Genomic DNA, 18,246 nt, shown 5'->3' on the forward strand with positions numbered 1-18,246 from the left:
ACACCTATTATTCAAAAAGCATACACCACAATACCCACAAATGCAGACAAGCAAATCAGCATAATAGGGTTCATCCCTTTCTTCATTACCAGCCTTGATCCAAAATATATAAATGCAATAGAACAAGTCAATACAATTGTAAGAATATCTGCTCTACCATTAAACAATAATCCGCAGTTCTTTAAGATCATGAGCACACCTGTCACTAAAATGATTCCCATGATACATGGCTTCAATCCACTTAGGGCAGCTTTGACATATCGGTTCTTAAGGAACTTATTCATAGCAACCATGATAAGTAAAATAATAAAAAAAGCCGGAAGCACAACAGCCGCGGTAGCTATTGCCGCTCCTATCAAGCCACCTTTTTCACTTCCAACATAGGTGGCCATATTCACCATGATCGGTCCGGGCGTACTTTCACTTATAGCAATCATATACGTTAGCATTTCTTCATCAAGCCAATTATGAGCCGTAACTACATCCTTAATAAAAGGTATGGCAGCATATGCTCCTCCAAAAGAAAAGAAGCCAACCTCCAGGAAGCCTATAAAAAGATCCAAATAAATCATTTCTTTGCACGCTCCCCTTCCATCATATTATTGATTACAAATACAATGATTCCGATAAATGCAGCTGCAAGCATCAGTACCATCGAAGAAATATTTAATTTATATAGGCTTATGATCATCATTGAAGCCGCTGAAAGACACACCATTGCAATCTGCATCGGCTTTTTCTTCATCTTTTTTAGCATCTTAACAGCCGCATCAACAATAAGAATTCCCACCGCTATCTTGATTCCCTTAAAAGCATTTGCCACCCATGTTATCTCCAGAAAATGATTTAGGAATCTCGATATCAAATAAATAATTATAAAAGAAGGTAACACCATCCCAAGTGTTGAAGCTATTGCTCCGGGTATTTTCCCTTTCTTGTACCCAACATAAGTTGCGCAATTAATCGCGATAGGTCCCGGTGTAGATTCTGCTATCACTGTCAGTGTCATCATTTCATCATGTGTGATCCATTTTTTATTTTCAACGCATGTATTCTCAATAAGAGAAATCATTGCGTATCCTCCGCCAAAAGTAAACATTCCTATCTTGGCAAAGGTAAGAAATAAATCCAATAATATAGGCAAAACAATTCCTCCTTGTTTTACAGTTTTTTCTCCATCAGAACAAATTTACCTTTGCGCCAGTTTGCATATCCTCTGGGTTCATAGCCATTATGTAAGTACAGTTTATTGGCAAAGGGATTCTCCGTAAAGGTATCCAGTCTGACGGATTCATATCCCATTCCTTTAATCTGTTCCTCAATATGCTGCAACACGGCTTTTCCTATCCCTTGATTCTGAAACGCCGGAGAAACGCAGAATCTATGAAGTATATATGCGCTTTTTTCATCGTATTCCCATTGTCCGTTACTGTATTGATCATCACATTCACCGCTAATTACATATAAAGCGGCCAAAGTGTTTTCCTTATACGCCAAATAAAGCGTGTGATTATCAATATCTTTTTCGAAATCTTCCCGTCCGGGATAGATGTTATCCCACTGGAAAATACCATGTTTCTCCATCTCAGCGATGGCCTGCTGTATCAAAATATAAATATCATCTAAATCCTGCTTGGTTCCGAGTCGGTATTCAATTTTCATATCTTCCTCATACAAATACAGAAAAAGAGGCTTTTCAAAGAATTTACTTTAAAAAGTCTCTTTCTACTTTTTTAGTTTTTGTTTTTTGATGCTATATATTCATCAAATAAATCTTTTCTATATTTTGAATCTTTATTTGCCTTTTGAACATCTGATACACGATTATTTTCAAAAAGCCAATCATAAAGTTCTGCAAGAGCTTTCTCACCTTTATCATAGCCATTACCATAGCCTTTATCATAGCCGGCCTTAACGCCATCCTCGTAACTCTCTTCCTGTATGACCTGTAGATGCCTCTCTGCACTATATCCTAAAACACCCATCTCAATGACCTCCTCTTTGTTCTCAAGCAAGAAATCTTTAAGAATGTTCTCAGAAATACACTCGTCGATTGCTCTTGATATTGCCGAGCTAACAACTTCTTTCTGAGTAATGTCATTCATGTCGATAATATCGTTCATTTCCTTGTTTCGTTCTTTAGCTTCTTTTATACATTTTCGCACTTTTGATACAAAAATGGAATACTCTTTAAGGGTTTTGCAATCCTCCATAAGCTCTTTATTATGGCCCTCGTTGATGTTTATGACTTTAACAATAAGATCTAACTCTGGATTATCCGTTTTCTTGGCAAACAGATCCGATAACTTATATATTTTTACATCTTCTAGTTTAATTGTTCCATTGTAAAATGTGATAAATCTTGGAGTTGGAATGCTAATCGCATGAGACTTATATGTTTCTTCAGTAGGAACGATCCTTTTGTAGATACTTGCCACATATTCAAGATCTCTTAACGGAATGTTGGGACAAGGGCTGGACTGATGTTCATAGAGACTAAGTTCATAATCAAAGATAAATGACAGATCATTTTTCATATTAAGAAAAGTATTGCCTTCAAGAGTGGTGATCTCCAGATCATCCGGATTGTCATAATTACTGTGGTTGACACCGTTATATAATTCAAGAAGCCGCCGTTTATCATGGAACAGCTTTCTGAACACAGTGTCCTTGTACTTCTGGTTGTCAATTTTCATAAACTTACCTTCTTTCGTTGCTTTTAGTTACTTCTTAGGAATCTGATGGCGAAAGCCGTGAAAAATAGAATGTAACTTAGAATTATTTGCTCAGATGTGAGCACAAAAATGATTCTAGCATAGAAGGGAACAGGAATAAAGAAAAAAATCCTTAAGATTTTGACCTGTTTTCTTAAGGATTTAACGTTATTACGCACAAACCGGATCTTATATCAGAAATATCTGCCACTTTACAAACGGACAACTTATACTCAATCTTCTTCAGTTCCATTTTTACCCTTTCAAATTGTGTTTCACAGTTCCTGTTTCATCTTTTCAATTCCATACTTTGCTACTTCGAGGTCCTCCTCGGAAAGAGCTCCGCTGAATGCAAAAGACATCTTATATCCTTTGTATTCTTCATAAGCCCCGCCTACGAAACCGCATTCACCGAGTATCGCTTTATGGTCGGGATTACCGCTGTCTGCTTCTGTAGCCATTGCTTCCGCACATTTTGACCACGCGATGCCAACAAGATTCCAACCCTCATTGAAGTTGAACGGAGTATCCACTACTTTCATTTCACCGATCCAATCTACAGATTCTCCCTTGTTAAGCACAGATGCAACAGCTACACCCTTTATGCCCATGTCATGAGCCTTATTCTTCATCTCTTCCAACACTTTAACTATGCTGCTTCTTAATTCTTCATTCGTCATCTGTAAAACCTCCACATCAATACAAACCTGAATTCTCAATTTCGGCAAACGCCTCTGCGTAACACTCTTCCGGTACCATAGGCCAATTGCATTCCCCGTTTTTTCTCAAGCAAATATCCATAGCGCGATTAAGCATACTACCATGCGTATGTTTGCTGTTTTTCCCTGTAATCATGAGTTCGGTAAAACGAGTCCAATAAGGTGCGATCTCAAATAACCCGGATTCTTTCAGTTCAGATACCAAGCGCTCTGTATCTGCTTCCAATGATATAAACTCCGGTTTCCACTCACCGTCACAACCATGAAGGATCATAAATTTATAACTATATGGTTCATCGATAGAAACGCCTACCGATCCGGGATTCCAGACATGCGTTGTCCCGCACATCGTTTCCATCTCTTTATGCGTATGTCCGCATATTATATAATCTGCCTTTGTCTCTGAGACGACCTCATTCAAACTTTGCGGATTTATCGCAAACTTCTCGTTCACTTTTCTAGGCGAACCATGACAGATAACTATATCAGGAAGCCCTTCCGTCTGCACTGTCAGTGTAATCGGAAGACTATTAAAAAACTCCACATCTTCTTTTTTTAGATGCTTATTTGCATATCTCAGTGTTCCTATCGTACTTGGATAATCATCCCACTCGGGATATTCTTTACCCAGTTCATCTATCTGATAATTTTCTTTATTACCTCTTATAAAAAGACACTGTTTCTTTTCCCTCAGGTCATACAGCATCTTCATAGTCTGCTCTATTCCCGGGAATTCGCCAGTGTAATCTCCAAGAAAAAAATATGAATCTATATCCTTATCTTTTAGATAATCCAAACACGTTCTAAGAGCAACATGATTTCCATGGATGTCTGATAATACTGCTATATTACTCATCTATAATCTTCCCTTCTACAAGCGATAGTTTTCTTTCAATCCAGCCTCCGGGCGGATTCATCTCGCATGATATTGTCATAATATCATCTTCTATAGAATCACAAACCACGCCATCTTCTGCCAAATTATCACTTTCCCATTTTAATTCAAGATCACTGTTAAAGGCTATTACATTATTGCATCCAAGCACATACAGTACGTCCTTATCAATTTCAAAATAAGCAAAGTAGCCTCTTATCTTAATGTTACGCACGCTATGATCAATAAGGCTGATCAAATATATTCCTTCACAGTAATTACCTATAACCATATAGTCATTGAAAATAATAGCATCAGAAAAGAAACTGTTTATATTTATTTCTACACTGACTACCGGGTCTTCGTCATCATAGACATAGTAAATCTTCCCACTTCCCAATACAACTTTCTCTATATTATCAAAGTTGCATTCGGCCACACCCTCTATGTGATACACTCTTTAACTCTTCCTCCGTCATCTGCATGAATACAGTTATACGCGTTTCAAAATATCAATGCCACCATCATCTGCCAACACAAAGTAATTTCCATCGTAACTAAAACCGCATGTGTAAAAGCTATAATTATCAAATATTAACGTCTGCTTACCTTCTGAAAAAAAGAAAGCCTTAGTAATATGATTCTCTGAAGTTATAACCTCAACACGTGCGGATTCTGTCTCTTGCCTCAACTGTCCGCCATACAGACCGGCCAATGATAATTCCTCATCCGGTAATGAATCAGAGTAAGCAATCAACGCTTCCTCATCATAATCGGCGTCACACTCTTCCAACACACCGGTCGAACAATCAATCACAGTTATTTTCTGACTCGATATGATAAGCATCTTTGACGGATCCTTTTTTGAAAACGCTAACCATTCAAATCCGCCGACAGAAAAACCGGTTACTACTTTCCAGCCTTGAATGCTGTTAAAAGCATCCATCATCTCTATACAATTCATCATCTGTCTTTCCCCAACAACTTTGATATTTCTTTCCAAATGTCTTTTTCACCCTGCGCTATCTGTTTTTCCACTTCATCAGCTTCTCCGTCATCCGCCCAGTATTCATCCATCTCGCAGACTTTATCATCCCTTAACTTGATAAAGCTCACAACATGACATTTTATAGATCCGTCCGTTGATCGAACCGCACCTGCGATAACTGTTGTTGAGCCGTTTTCCTCTACTCTCTCAATCTCACCGATCCAGTTGCCCGGATATTTACAATTTGCAGTAATATACTCAGACGCCGTAAACTGCTCATTCGTACAAAGCCAACGAATGCTTGCGTCCTCGGTAAAAAACGTTTTGAGTTTTTCCTCATTTTGTGTAATTATAGCTTGCCAAAAATCTTGAATGTTCATAAGTTTATGATAACCTCTACAATAACTGATCCATACCCCTTAGCATGACTTCGTGATCATTTATATATTTGCGTTCAAATTCTTTCCAATCCTGCTTTGTTCTGGATATAATTTCACACTTCGGGTATTTTTCAAGGATTTCCTCCAATTCCTGCTCAGAAATCTTAACAGTCGTAAAATAGTCTTCATTTCTGGATGGATAACCATGAAATGCATACGCAGTACACTCACCATTTTTTACAATATATCCACATCCATACCTGTAGCCGTATCCAACTATGTAGCGATAATTGTCATATCCCCTAGAACAATCTTCACTATAATCCGGTATTTCACTAAACATTGATAATTCACTCTCTGTTAAATTAAGCATATATCTCAATTCCCTCTAAATATGTCCATCTGCGGAATATTATATCATGTTCCAAAAGTGTTCTGATAAGCATTTACCATATGGAATAACTATAACAAAGATAGCCACTTTCGCACAATTCACCATCAATATTAAGCTTTCCACCATACTCAGCAACACGCTCTTCTAATGCTCTATGTCGAAATGCTTTAGCTTCCTGAAGCTCTTCTTTGGGTATTCTAATTCCCTGACTATTGCCCCATGTCTTAACTTGAGCCCGCATAAGCAATACCTCCTTTATGTATATACATTGTATATCCATATAATAAATAAATCAGCTCAGTCTTTGATAAATATCCGTTAAACCATTAGCATTATTTCTTTCTTCAAACAGTTTTCTGATCTTTTCTTCCTTTTCTTTTTCCGCCTGCTTTTTCTCTTTTTCAAGAAGCGCTTCGTGGATATTTTCGAGCTCTTTGTCTACTCTGTCCATGAGCTTATCCCATTCTTTAAGGCTCATTTCTTGGCTACCTATCCGAATCTTGATCTCAGTCTCATTATTGATAAGCTTGTAGTACAGCTCGGTTCTGAATGCGTTTATCTGTGAAACAAGCGAGTTTTCGTCTTCCTCAATATCTTTTTCAACATCGGGAGTTTCCGATTCCGCGGCCGCTTCCGCCGGCTCTTCGACCTTTTCCTCTTCTATCTCCAGGCGTTTCCTCGTGCAATGATTATATTCATGGATAGCTCGCATTATGGCATTTAGATCCTCTGGTGTAAACATGTCCGCCGCTCTTGCCAAATCATCAATCTTGTCTATGTTGACATGAAGGCTTCCGCCGCTTGGAAGCGCTATCCTAAGGACTTTATCCTTTTCATACATATTCCCCAAGGTTATGGCGTTCTGATTATAATCGCAGACAAAAGTAACCCCGTTATACTGTATGACGCCATCCTTCGCCAAAAAGCTATACGGACATTTCTTTTCGGTTTCAGCCTGCAGTGTCTGCCCAAAGCTCTCTGTCTTGTCTACGCCGGGGACACTCTCTTTTCCTACTGCAGATTTATAAGATTGTTCCCAATAATCATTTGCTATCGCTGCTATTCCCATACTCGCCTCCATATAAAAGAAATTTCCATAAAAAAAGTGCCCTTTCAAGGATGGTCAATCCCTTGAAAAGACACGCATTTCCATTGCTATCTTTTATATCGGCAATTTTCTTTAAAATGTTTATAGCGCATTTCGAAAATGAACCGCCACGTCATCAAGTTCCATCATAGTACCATTCTCTCAGGGAAGGCCTCGTTTCTCATAAGTCCCCACATCTTATCGATGTAGGAAAGAGTATAGTAATTCTCATAATAATGAAAATAAAATGCGCCTTTTGAAGTCAGGATCAGCTCTCCGTCCGTCTCAGTGATATATCCGAAAAGCTTTGCCAGAAAGATTTCAAATCCATACATTTTCTTAAGCGAAACTCCGAAGAAATCTTCAAAAGCCCTGATATTCACCCTTGTGCTGTACGCCGTCCAGAAAAGATAGTAGACCATTCTCTGTCTCTTTTTAAAATCTATGGTCAGCGAAGTCGGCAATTTATCACTATTTACGCGTCTGCAATACTCATCTACAGAGAACGTATTAACCTTAAATTGATCCGGTAAAAGAGTCGTAGCCGAGCAACCAAAACCAAGAAAATTATCCCTTGTCATAGATGAATACTTGGCTTCTTCCGAAGATGAAAACGTCCAGACAGAACTTCTGTAGCATCCTTTTTTCTCAAAATAATCAGTCATTTGATCCATCAGTTGTCGTTTTTTTCGCTTAGCCATTGCCTTAATTGGACTTGATGTAAACGTAAAATCTATAAACGGATAGACCGCTACATGATTGGCTCCTGTCTCAAACGCCATCTCTATATCGGCTTTAAGATCTTCAATATTCTGATCAGGCAGTGCAAAGATAAGATCCATTGATACCGTGTCAAAAGATATTTCGGAAAGCGCTTTTTTCATTGCATCAACATCTACTTTTGCGCGCCCCAGCACACCCACGTACTTATCAAGAAAAGACTGAACTCCAATGCTTATCCTTGTCACTCCGGCATCTTTTAACTTTAAAAGTATTTCCGGTTTAACATTGTCGGGATGTAGTTCTATCCCAATCCCGTCGGTTATCTCAAAGTGCTCGCTAAGCGCATCTATTATCTCTCCTATCATGTCAACCGCAAGTGCCGGCGTTCCTCCGCCAAAATAAAGACTTGTGACAGTCTTTTTCCCTTTAATATTACTCCCAACCTGATGGATCTCTTTTAACAACGAATCGATGTATCGATCCATCTTGTCAGGATCATAAATCTCTTTACAATACGGACAAAAATTACAGATTGACCTGCAAAAAGGTATATGGACATAAAGCCCGAGCCGATCGCAATCAGCGTAATCAAGCTCGTTATCATATCTGTTTGTAAAGACAAACGGTCTGAAGCTTCTCGTAAACCACATTCTGGTAAGATCAGTCAAAAAACTCATAACAAAAACCTATACGTACTTAAGATACGTTCTAAACATTTCAAATATCAATCTCAGATTGCCGCTAAACAAAAGCGTATATTCCGCGACAAAAAAGTAACCACATTCATCACAGAGCCCGGGTACATCGATACATCGCCCGCATACGGAAATCTTGCCGTTTTCAATAACCAGGCACTGATGACACGGTGTTGGAAAGCTGTTGTTTATCAAATACGGAAAGGCGCTCTTTAGATTAAATACCGGAACTTTTTCATCCATCATTTGGCCGATCACTTCGCAGCATTTAGCCTTTTCCTCTTTTGACAGGGCAAGCTCTCTCGTATCCGGATACGGCGTGTGGAAGTTAAAAGAAACTGCTCGAACGTTCCTTGTATCTCTCGCCGCGTAGCAAACATCCCGGATAGCATCCTTGTTTATCTGATTAACCGCCATATAAAAGCAGATATTATCTGATGTAGCGTTGCTTATATTCTCCATGATCACATCATAGGTATCTCCGCGAACTGCATTATGGCGCTCTTTGTCTCCATCAAGACTTAAAAGAATGAGATCGGCTTCCGGAAGATCTATCGGGAAAGTACCGTTGGTAACGACATTAACTATTAGAAATCCCATATTCTTCGCTTCATGCACCAGATCTTTTATCGTCTTATCTCCATCTCTCCATATAAACGTTTCACCGCCGCAGAAAAAGAGAATCCTAACGCCAAGGTCATATAGCTGCTGCATTTCGTCTTTTATCTGACTATACGGATGCATAACTCCGGTTATATTGTTGACTGAGCAGTGCTTGCAGCTCAAATTGCATTTATCGGTAATTATGACCGTCCCAAGAATCGGGTCTTTTTTCTTAAATACTACCGTCTTAACCCCAAACCACAACAACGGTAAAAAAGATGTTATCTTCATTAATTACTTCCCCATAACATAATCTAAAACCTGTGCATCCATCGTTTCCCAATCCATATGATAAGACTTCTTTGCCTGCGGACTGACTTGTGCACGATCGTTATTTAAGTACGGTTGATACAAAACAGTCGTTGGAAGTGGCATCTCATACACGAGATTAAATACCTCAAACGGAGCTTTGTAATCATAGATACTTTTTCTCACAAACTGTCCTGCAAATACCCACTCCATATATCCGGGATCAAAAGTCTTATGCTTAGGTAGTTTAATCTTTTTAAAACACTCCTCTGTCAAATTATGCTTTGCAAATACAAGAATGCCATAGGCATACTGACAATGAAGCTTCATAAATCCTAATATATCCTGGCGAGAGTGGTAATCACATAAGACCTGCAGCTTTTCCGAAAGCATTTCGGCATCTTCCTTTAGAATTGCTAAAAAGCAAGCCGCATAGGCTCTATACCATATTGGTTGTTTAGATGCCACATACTTCTCCGCTTTAGCAATAACCTTTTGTTCGTCATACTTGCCCTTATACATAATACATTGCAAAAGAGCTGTCGCGTTCACAAACATAGAAAGCCCATTATCAGACAATCTAAGGTCCTTAGGGAGTGCCCTGTATATCTCATCATATTCTGCGCAGCATAGATATGGAATTACTCTATACACCAAATAACAGTGATCATAACCACTTGAAAGCTGCCAAGATAACTCCCTTTTATTGTATGTGAAAAAAATTTGCTGCATCAGCGCATAATCTTTTTCCTTAGTCGCAGCTTTCAATTTATCCAACAACACTTCTTTATCCGGATAATAACCCACATGCCAAATATTTATTAAAAGTCTGTGATACTCACGAATATCCCCGCATGCCTTTTCTAAAGCAGCTTGACGCCACTGATTCAATTTTTCCAAGTGCTCTTTTTCAAGTTCAATCATTTTGTATTCTCCATTACAAACCGGGGCTAAGAATAAATATGTGCCATCAACAAATCGTCTTTTATATATGTTACGTTCTCATCGTTTTCAGACGCAATATACTCGTCGACCGGATCTCCAATTTTAATCCACTGATCAGCCAAATAATCCAGTAATAATTGTATATTATCTATCCTTATATCTCTTGCGTCTGTAACATAGACTCCATCAATCTTCCAATATGCCTCTGCTACTATTTCAGAGTATTGTATTTGTTCAATATCCGTCAGCCAGCTCCTCAATGTATCTACAGCCTGAACATCTGATGAAGCCTTTATAAAGCATTCTAATACCATATATCTTTGCCTTTTCAAAATTGAAATTTTTTGATATATCTACCTATAAAGCACGTATCCACGTGAATCCCCCGAATAAGAAAACAGCACGTCATAACGGTTTGTAAAAATATAAAAAGCATCTATGAAACCATCAATTTCTCTCAGCACCTCAATGATTTCATCTATATATCCCTCGTATAGCCAGCCATCATCTAAAAGCAAAAAGCATTTTGTATCACAGTATGTTAATACACTTGCTTTCATTGAAGCCAGCATTTCATTCCATCCAAAATCCTCAGATACATAATCTACTTTACACAAACTTTTTCTCATCTTATTCCATGTGCCTTGAACTCTTACTGTAGAATTGGAATCATGATCAGTAAACGCATAATAGAATCTATTAATTACCGTTTGATACGCAGACTTTGAATACTCTCCAAATCTAGTTCTATCAATATGCTTTTCTTTTATAATTTCTTCAATTTCAACTCTGCTCCACGTTCTGACAGGTCTTTTCTTAAGAGTCTCTCTCCAGCTGTCTTCCATACTTGTCACCTACAAACTTGTTTTTAATTTCTTACTCCGATTGCTTCAGTCATAGATTCGTTTACAAAATAAGTATCAAATGATACAGCCATAACGTCATCCCAGCAATTATTTATACGTTCTCCTAAACATAAAACAAGTGGAAGTGACAATTCGTCCCAAACAATATAGTATTTTTGCTCATCATCTAATAAAACTTCATCCTTATGTGAGTGCATCTCTACATCTTTTTTATTTGAAGCTATATCAAAAACCTTATTCATCAAATTCTCATCATCAACAATTACGTAGGTATTTAGAGCTGATAAGCATTCTTGAAGCAATTCATTTTCCATCCATCTAAGTCTTTGAGCTTTTATTCGTGCCTGTTCTTTTAGCCTCTCCATCTTTTGCTTATAAATATCATTCATACCTGCTACGTCCTTATAATCGATTCAACTAATGTGAAATTATCAAAATACAACTTTATCCTTTATCAATTCCTGAAGCTTCTTCATCTCACCTGAAGTAATAGTAACCCCTTTTCCATATTCAGTATGGTCCGCTGACCATGTTCGAATATCATAAACAGGCTCTCTTTCATTCCAACTTATATAATTTAATTCTTTAGTCCAACCATTATTTGATTCTGAAATATTCCCGAGATGCTCATAAATATTATACTTTAGCTTCATGTTAATCCCCTATAAATTGAAATTTGTTAATCTGGCATTTGCTCATTGATCTCATTAATTTGCCTCCACATAAAGGGCAATCCACAGAATCGTGTCATTTCATCCTCCAAGGTCTTTCTTTACCAAGCCATCCGCTTTTCTCCCAATACGATTTGTCTGCTTCACCGGACCCAAGATCTGCTTTCTGCATCATACGCATCAGTGAAAACATGGCTTTAGTCTTTATACCTGCTTTTACGCGTTTTTTTCGGGAAAGCCTTTGCGCAATCCTTATTGTATCTTTTTCAATCTTCTGTTTTTTCTTTTTACTGACTCCGTCCCAATTCATGGCTTGTATGCAGATGCCATATTCAACGATACAGGGAATACCCCAATAGAAAAGTGCATCACTTACATCCTTTACTGCCTTCTTTGCTCCGCTTCCTGCTGCGGTTGATATGACAACTGCCTTTTTATTGAACATACACTTTCGCGGTCTATGTGACATCCAGTAATTGAATGTCAGATCTATGAAGTTCTTCATCGGGGCTGAGGCTCTCAGGCAATAAGTCGGAGTTGTGAATATCAGAATATCTGCCTCTTCAACTTCTTTCATTATCCTGTTTTTTTCTTCATAGAAAGGACATTTGGTATCATCCTCTATGCAGGTATAACATCCGAGGCAGAAATGATTCAGATCCTTCGGAAGAAAGAATTCAACTATATCTTTATCACTTCCGATCTTATTTGCCAGTAATCTCCCGATATTATATGTACTTCCTTTATGATTCTGACCGTTTATCATTACTATCTTCATTTCTCTTCTCTCTTATATATCCTGCTAAACTGTCTTATGTGCTTTTCCAATTTTTATGCGATTAACTTCTGATTAACTTGCTGTTGGCTTTTGTCCTGCCACTATGCTTATTCTTGCCATAGTAGCAGTTCAACTTTGAGGTTCTTCTCTGCTACTTTTGCATATTTCCTGAAAGTGGCAGTTTAAATGGAGACTGTTCTTCTGCCACTATCCTGTTTTATCTAATAGTAGCAGTCTATTTAAAGTCAATTATACTGCTACTATCTTCACTTTCTTGATAGAGGCAGAATCCGTAGCTAAAAATCAACTGCCACTATTCATCATTTTAAAATAGTAGCAGTATCTTAGTTCAAAAAAGCACTGCCACTTTGGGCAAAGCCTATATAATGGCAGTATATCTGCCTATTCTAGCGGGCTAATCCACTCAAAGGATTAGTCTATAAAACTGCAATTTACAATAAGCCATGACTTAGGCGTAGCATTCAAATTCTTCCAACTGACTTACAATCCTGTCTACAGCTACATCGATAAAATTCATCAGCATCTCAGAAGGAAAATACTTGTGACCGGAAACATCAATCTTTCCCTGAATGTTATACTGGTTACCTACAAGATGTTCTCTCATTGTATTCTGATTATCGGCAGTTACATAATCTTCAAAATCTATCGTTTCCGCTTCGCCAAGCAATCTAAAAATCTCTGCAGTGTTTGGGCTGTTTTGAAACATCCATTTGTTTAACGCCTGAGCTTCCGGATAATACTCCTCCTTGAAAACTTCATAACTCATGGATTTTAACATATTCTTCTGAAGTACTCGCCAGATCATAAGGTCGTTCCAATAGTCTGTGAGATTGTGCACGCACATTCCCAATAAATACGCCTTTTTCTTGGAATTCATTTCATTTTTCACGTACTTGTTCCAAAAAGATTTTATATTAACAATCCATTGATCATAATCTTGCGTATCTCCCCACGGGCCGCAATTCTCGAAAAAATGCGAATGTACCTTTTTCTCCAAATAAGATTCTGAAAAATATACTGAATCCGGCGCGACGGATCCAAGAATAAATTCAGCCTTGCCCTCATCAATCCCCATGCGTTCAGCAAGTCTATACGCAACTTCCATATGCACCATCTGTCCGGCCATCTTGTCATTTCCTTTTCCTTATTGTTATATTTGTCCTCGTCAATAAAACTGCAATATAATTCCTCTACAAACATGCAAATGGAAGTAAATCTTTTATTCCCACCTTTACCAGCTTATTCTCATAATCATTAAGAATAACCTTAATATCCGGACAATACTCTATCAGCATTTGTCTGCAATTTCCGCATGGTGCTATGACTTTATTTGGAAAATCCTTATGAACCGCAACAATGGTGTCAAATTCCCGTTCTCCCGCAGAGATAGCTATTCCCATAGTGATATATTCCGCACATGAGCCATGTATCCCATCACAGTTCACACCCGAATAGACATTACCGTTTTTACACCTGATAGCAGCTCCCACCGTATGATTGTACTTTTTATCATCAAAATTGCTTTCCAATTTCGATAAAGCAATCTTTATCAATTCTTCGTCTTCTTTGTCTATTTCATAGAAAGTCATATTGGCCTCCCATTTCTATACTCGTTTGAATAAAACCGATACGTCATCCTTACTCAATCCGCATTTCCCATAGAATACTTCATTTGGTTCTATAGACATTAACTGCACTACAGAAATCCCCTTTTTCTTTAATTCATTTTCGAGTTCTTTTAGTAAACCTCTTCCAATACCATGTTTTTTGTATTGGGGAACAACAAAGAGTTCTGATACGTAAAAGAAATCCTCATCCGCATACGGATCTACATACCCAAGAAGCCCTCCTATTATTGCGTCTTCCTCTTCCGCAACCAAACCGATAGACTGATAATTACCTAATATAGCTTGTACTCTTTGAACAGCCCTCTCTGCGCTCCACTTTTCATTCCATGGTTCTTCTGAATATGCCTCAGACATTGCTCTTGCCAATTCCTCTATATCGGCTTCTTTATAAAACCTATATTGCATTCCTAATAACCTCCCTATCTGTGTATAGCGGATTATCCTGCAATATAATCCCTCCACAAACTTGAATTTGTGCGATTAACTTCGAATTTTATTTGCAAACCTTCTTTACTGTATTTGCTGTTCTAATTGTTAATCTATCTGCAATTTCATTAGCTGCAGTTTTTTTCCACCAATTACATTTTTGATATTGCTGTCTATCAAAAGTCCAAAATATAACATTCTTATACTTTTGCACTTTTTCAAGTTCATCGGAAGGTGGTCCTACCATCTCATATATTTGCTCAGGTGTATCATCTGAAAGAATAAAAATTAAATTATCATATTTTTCTTTACTATTTGAACCCCACCATTCAGGTGCATTAGACAAAATATCATTTAACACATCTGCTTCAACTACATATACTGGAATTCGAAGTTCAAATCTATTTAGAATCATATCTTCAATTCTATTCTTAAGATTATTGTCATCAGATAAAAATGTAACATTGCCACTATTCAAATATGTTGACACCTGCGTAAACCCTGCATTTTCAAGTTCCAACTTCAAATCAGACATTCTAATTTTGTTTTTACCGCTAATATTTATACCACGAAGAAATGCTATATATTTTTTCATTGAGTCCCCCATAACCATACAAATTCCGATTTAACGTTTTATAATCATATTACATCTACCCCAAGACTCATCTTTATACTTGAATGCGTTAGGAGTAATCTGCCTTTCTGTAAAGCCGGCACCCTCATAGCATCTCTTGGCTCTTGCATTCTCCGGAAAGACATTAAGCTGTACGGCCAAAACCTCCGGATCTGTAAAGGCCTTGCAAACGGCTAGCCTGATCATTTCTTTTCCGATTCCTTGACCACGAACAGATGCATCCACCATAACAAACTTAAACATCCCTTCATGAGTCTCGTGATTAAGTGAGTAGCAATAAAATCCAACAACACGCCCTTCTTCATCTACCGCAGCGAAAGGACTGTCTCCAAATCTTTCTGCTATTTCTGACAGAAAGCACCTGAACTTTTCTTTTTCGATGGGATACGGGATCAGATTGGCGCACCACATCATATGTGTTCTTTCATCTGTGATCCATGTCTTGATCACGTCAAAATCTTTGTCGAGATTAAATGCTCTTATTTTCATTTTTCTTTTCCTCGTAAACCGGAATCCATCACTCCAGCCGCATATCAAACGCTTTTTTCGATACTGCTTATCCGTGACCCCGTCTTCCGAGTTCATTCTTCCTCACAACATATATGTACCTTGCCATCTTCTGCGCAAAAGAATCATAGCCTTCCGTGACGCAATCTGTTTGAAGCAAAAGAAGATCGAGCCAGTCCTTATTACCCTCTTTTTCAAAATCCTTTTGATACAAAAGCGCGGCATCTCTTTTCTTTTTGAGTAGTTCATAGGTTTCTGAAGTTATATCTTCAACCTCATATTGGATCCCGCAATTATCCAATGCCCTAGCCAAGACCGTGGTCTTCTCGTTATCCGTTTTGGGCATCACATCGCCCTCCTGATACCCCACAAACAGCACGCCGTCTTTTTTAAGCCACCTCATTATTTGCAAAACAAACTTTTCCATATCAGGTGCAAAATACATCGAATCCATGGAAACAACCAAGTCGAATTGCTCCGCGGGATAGTCTGTCTCCCCGATCTTTCCTTGTTTGAAATCCGCTTTGGTTTGAAAAAGTTTCTTCGCGGTATCGATCGCACTTTCGGAATAATCAAATCCATGGATATACGCCCCGGTCTTATCCTGCAAATACCCAAGCATCTTTCCATTGCCGCATCCGACGTCGAGAATATGGACATCCTCTCCCTTAGGAATGTATTTAAGAATTCTGTTTATCTGATTTATATCGCTAAATCCATCCTGCGAAAAATCCTGTCCAAAAGCTTCCCTGCAAAAGTTTTCAAAAGCCTTGGAGTTCTCTGTCATTTTGTAAAAGCTCTCATATTCGTTATAAAACAAAAGCTCATTATCATTAAGAATCTCAAGTGCCTTGTATTCAGAAGCATGAAAATCAAGCAGCGTCTGATCAAGGTCAAATAGAAAGTTGCGATGCATTAACTCCCTCCATAAACTCACGAATATATGCATTAACTTCATCAGGTCTGTCCACGTTCACATTGTGCGCAGCATCCTTGACAATCTTAAGCGGATATCCGGTCTTTTCCGCCCATGCTTTGTTGTACTGCATAACTTTACCTGTTTTATCTTTTTCACCCAAGATCAAAAAAACCGGACATGGGATTTCAAGATTACAATTATCTTCAAGAAAACCTGCATACGACATCCCTACAAGATGACATATCTCTTTTTTTCCATAAGGTAAAAGAGACTCCATCATATTGTCATATGCTTCCTGAGTAACCGACACCTGCTTTGACATAGCCTTTTTCATTGCTCTTAGCGGATAAAGGTTAAACATCCACTCAACTTGTTTAAGTATCCAAATATCAAATTTGGAATAATAATCAAATCCGTAAGGCGTGCTGTCAATCGATATAAGCCCCTTTGCACGATCGGGATATCTTTTTATAAATGCTTGCGCATGCATACCTCCAAGCGACTGACCTGCCAAGAAGACTCTTTTAACATCGCATTCATCCAAAATGGAATTAATGTACTCGGCCACATCCGCGTAGTCAAAATCCTTAAACGGTCTGGATTGCGCGTGCCCCGGAGCATCCCAAACTATAACATTGTATTCTTTTTCAAAATAAGGCGTTTGCCGGTCAAACATGGTATGGTCGGCTGTAAGCCCGTGCAGAAAAAAGATTGTATCTGCGTCTTTTTTCCAATTATCTGATTTCCAGTAGATGACACTACCCTTTTCTGTCTGTAATGATTGCTCTTTTATAAATAAACCATCATTTTCAAAAGTAGCACTTCTCTCATGATCGGAAATCTTTGCCTCAGAAATGTGACTCATTTTCCTTTCCATCACAGCAACGCTTGAAGTCTTGTCTCCCCACGTCAATACATCTCTACGCTTTGACGAAAATCCCTGTTTTTCCCAAAAAGGGATTACATTTGGTTCGTGATCATCAACTACATCTATCCGGATCGTCTTAGCTCCGGAAGCAATCATCTTTTCTTCGAAGCACTTATAAATTGCCTTTCCTTTTCCGCTTTTCTGAACCGATGAAGCAAGCATCAACATGGAAAGATAGACATATCCGTCATCTTGAAGCATATAGTCGATCACGCCGATCGGACTTCCTGCTTCAATTATCAGATTCGAGCTGAATCCATGCTCTTCCATTTCTTGAAGCTCGTGAGAAATAAAGCTTGATGTCACCTTCTCTTTTCCCAAATGATGAATCAAAAAATCCTTGTTTGAATTATATATTCCGACTACGGCGCTGATATCTGCAGGATCTTTTTTTACTTTTCTGATAGAAAAATCATTCGAATTCACTGTTAATTCTC

General features: G+C 38.2%; 27 protein-coding genes. All 27 read right to left on the bottom strand.

Translation table 11 applies throughout. From position 1 onward, the window contains the following. Positions 1-11: 11 nt before the first annotated feature. On the bottom strand, positions 12-572 hold the full coding sequence (locus tag D6853_RS05445) for a chromate transporter (protein WP_120657031.1): 561 nt from the start codon (positions 570-572) through the stop codon (positions 12-14). Beyond that, entirely contained in the window at positions 569-1,144 is a 576-nt protein-coding gene (locus tag D6853_RS05450) for a chromate transporter (RefSeq protein WP_120657032.1), read from the bottom strand. The genes D6853_RS05445 and D6853_RS05450 overlap by 4 nt, the downstream gene beginning before the upstream one ends. A gap of 17 nt (positions 1,145-1,161) precedes the next feature. Then, positions 1,162-1,662, bottom strand: coding sequence for a GNAT family N-acetyltransferase (locus D6853_RS05455; RefSeq protein WP_120657033.1), 501 nt, complete (start codon positions 1,660-1,662; stop codon positions 1,162-1,164). Between the two features lie 71 nt (positions 1,663-1,733). Continuing rightward, positions 1,734-2,696: a hypothetical protein gene (locus tag D6853_RS05460; protein WP_120657034.1), complete on the bottom strand. Its 963-nt coding sequence runs from the start codon at positions 2,694-2,696 to the stop codon at positions 1,734-1,736. Positions 2,697-2,989: 293 nt separating this feature from the next. Continuing rightward, positions 2,990-3,394, bottom strand: coding sequence for a hypothetical protein (locus D6853_RS05465; RefSeq protein WP_120657035.1), 405 nt, complete (start codon positions 3,392-3,394; stop codon positions 2,990-2,992). Between the two features lie 16 nt (positions 3,395-3,410). After that, on the bottom strand, positions 3,411-4,289 hold the full coding sequence (locus D6853_RS05470) for a metallophosphoesterase family protein (protein ID WP_120657036.1): 879 nt from the start codon (positions 4,287-4,289) through the stop codon (positions 3,411-3,413). After that, the gene (locus D6853_RS05475; protein WP_147367709.1) at positions 4,282-4,707 is read right to left on the bottom strand and encodes a hypothetical protein; all 426 of its coding nucleotides are present in this window, start codon (positions 4,705-4,707) and stop codon (positions 4,282-4,284) included. The genes D6853_RS05470 and D6853_RS05475 overlap by 8 nt, the downstream gene beginning before the upstream one ends. A 93-nt stretch (positions 4,708-4,800) precedes the next feature. Continuing rightward, entirely contained in the window at positions 4,801-5,310 is a 510-nt protein-coding gene (locus tag D6853_RS05480; RefSeq protein WP_147367711.1) for a hypothetical protein, read from the bottom strand. Beyond that, complete coding sequence (locus D6853_RS05485) at positions 5,271-5,675, bottom strand: nuclear transport factor 2 family protein (RefSeq protein WP_120657039.1); 405 nt, start codon at positions 5,673-5,675, stop codon at positions 5,271-5,273. The genes D6853_RS05480 and D6853_RS05485 overlap by 40 nt, the downstream gene beginning before the upstream one ends. 16 nt (positions 5,676-5,691) lie before the next feature. Next, positions 5,692-6,048, bottom strand: a complete 357-nt coding sequence (locus tag D6853_RS05490; RefSeq protein WP_120657040.1) for a hypothetical protein — start codon at positions 6,046-6,048, stop codon at positions 5,692-5,694. A 73-nt stretch (positions 6,049-6,121) separates the two neighbouring features. Continuing rightward, a complete protein-coding gene (locus D6853_RS05495) occupies positions 6,122-6,310 on the bottom strand; it encodes an AbrB/MazE/SpoVT family DNA-binding domain-containing protein (RefSeq protein WP_120657041.1) in 189 nt (62 codons plus the stop codon). Between the two features lie 51 nt (positions 6,311-6,361). Continuing rightward, the gene (locus D6853_RS05500) at positions 6,362-7,138 is read right to left on the bottom strand and encodes a hypothetical protein (RefSeq protein WP_120657042.1); all 777 of its coding nucleotides are present in this window, start codon (positions 7,136-7,138) and stop codon (positions 6,362-6,364) included. Positions 7,139-7,302: 164 nt separating this feature from the next. Then, positions 7,303-8,556 carry a coproporphyrinogen-III oxidase family protein gene (locus tag D6853_RS05505; RefSeq protein WP_120657043.1) on the bottom strand — a complete coding sequence of 418 codons (1,254 nt, stop codon included), beginning with the start codon at positions 8,554-8,556 and terminating at the stop codon, positions 7,303-7,305. A 9-nt stretch (positions 8,557-8,565) separates the two neighbouring features. Then, a complete protein-coding gene (locus D6853_RS05510) occupies positions 8,566-9,468 on the bottom strand; it encodes a radical SAM protein (RefSeq protein ID WP_120657044.1) in 903 nt (300 codons plus the stop codon). 3 nt (positions 9,469-9,471) lie between these two features. After that, entirely contained in the window at positions 9,472-10,410 is a 939-nt protein-coding gene (locus D6853_RS05515) for a hypothetical protein (protein WP_120657045.1), read from the bottom strand. A 26-nt stretch (positions 10,411-10,436) separates the two neighbouring features. Continuing rightward, positions 10,437-10,745 (bottom strand): hypothetical protein, encoded by a 309-nt coding sequence (locus D6853_RS05520; RefSeq protein WP_120657046.1) that lies wholly within the window; start codon positions 10,743-10,745, stop codon positions 10,437-10,439. A 39-nt stretch (positions 10,746-10,784) separates the two neighbouring features. Continuing rightward, positions 10,785-11,276, bottom strand: a complete 492-nt coding sequence (locus tag D6853_RS05525; RefSeq protein ID WP_120657047.1) for a DUF6756 family protein — start codon at positions 11,274-11,276, stop codon at positions 10,785-10,787. A gap of 23 nt (positions 11,277-11,299) precedes the next feature. Continuing rightward, positions 11,300-11,686 (bottom strand): CDI toxin immunity protein, encoded by a 387-nt coding sequence (locus tag D6853_RS05530; RefSeq protein ID WP_120657048.1) that lies wholly within the window; start codon positions 11,684-11,686, stop codon positions 11,300-11,302. Positions 11,687-11,728: 42 nt separating this feature from the next. Then, the gene (locus D6853_RS05535) at positions 11,729-11,950 is read right to left on the bottom strand and encodes a YdbC family protein (protein ID WP_120657049.1); all 222 of its coding nucleotides are present in this window, start codon (positions 11,948-11,950) and stop codon (positions 11,729-11,731) included. A gap of 94 nt (positions 11,951-12,044) precedes the next feature. Then, on the bottom strand, positions 12,045-12,746 hold the full coding sequence (locus D6853_RS05540) for a flavodoxin family protein (protein WP_120657050.1): 702 nt from the start codon (positions 12,744-12,746) through the stop codon (positions 12,045-12,047). 469 nt (positions 12,747-13,215) lie between these two features. Beyond that, a complete protein-coding gene (locus D6853_RS05545; RefSeq protein WP_120657051.1) occupies positions 13,216-13,893 on the bottom strand; it encodes a zinc dependent phospholipase C family protein in 678 nt (225 codons plus the stop codon). Between the two features lie 64 nt (positions 13,894-13,957). Next, on the bottom strand, positions 13,958-14,356 hold the full coding sequence (locus tag D6853_RS05550; RefSeq protein WP_120657052.1) for a cytidine deaminase: 399 nt from the start codon (positions 14,354-14,356) through the stop codon (positions 13,958-13,960). 15 nt (positions 14,357-14,371) lie between these two features. Continuing rightward, entirely contained in the window at positions 14,372-14,800 is a 429-nt protein-coding gene (locus tag D6853_RS05555; RefSeq protein WP_120657053.1) for a GNAT family N-acetyltransferase, read from the bottom strand. A gap of 88 nt (positions 14,801-14,888) precedes the next feature. Beyond that, complete coding sequence (locus tag D6853_RS05560) at positions 14,889-15,416, bottom strand: DUF1697 domain-containing protein (RefSeq protein WP_120657054.1); 528 nt, start codon at positions 15,414-15,416, stop codon at positions 14,889-14,891. Between the two features lie 30 nt (positions 15,417-15,446). After that, the gene (locus tag D6853_RS05565) at positions 15,447-15,944 is read right to left on the bottom strand and encodes a GNAT family N-acetyltransferase (protein WP_120657055.1); all 498 of its coding nucleotides are present in this window, start codon (positions 15,942-15,944) and stop codon (positions 15,447-15,449) included. 67 nt (positions 15,945-16,011) lie between these two features. Continuing rightward, on the bottom strand, positions 16,012-16,878 hold the full coding sequence (locus tag D6853_RS05570; RefSeq protein WP_158588672.1) for a class I SAM-dependent methyltransferase: 867 nt from the start codon (positions 16,876-16,878) through the stop codon (positions 16,012-16,014). Beyond that, positions 16,856-18,235 carry an alpha/beta fold hydrolase gene (locus D6853_RS05575; RefSeq protein WP_120657057.1) on the bottom strand — a complete coding sequence of 460 codons (1,380 nt, stop codon included), beginning with the start codon at positions 18,233-18,235 and terminating at the stop codon, positions 16,856-16,858. Before D6853_RS05575 ends, D6853_RS05570 begins: the two co-directional genes overlap by 23 nt. Between the last annotated feature and the right edge of the window lie 11 nt (positions 18,236-18,246).

Origin of the sequence: Butyrivibrio sp. X503, assembly GCF_003625475.1 — a bacterium.
In the GTDB taxonomy this organism is placed as follows: Bacteria; Bacillota; Clostridia; order Lachnospirales; family Lachnospiraceae; genus Butyrivibrio.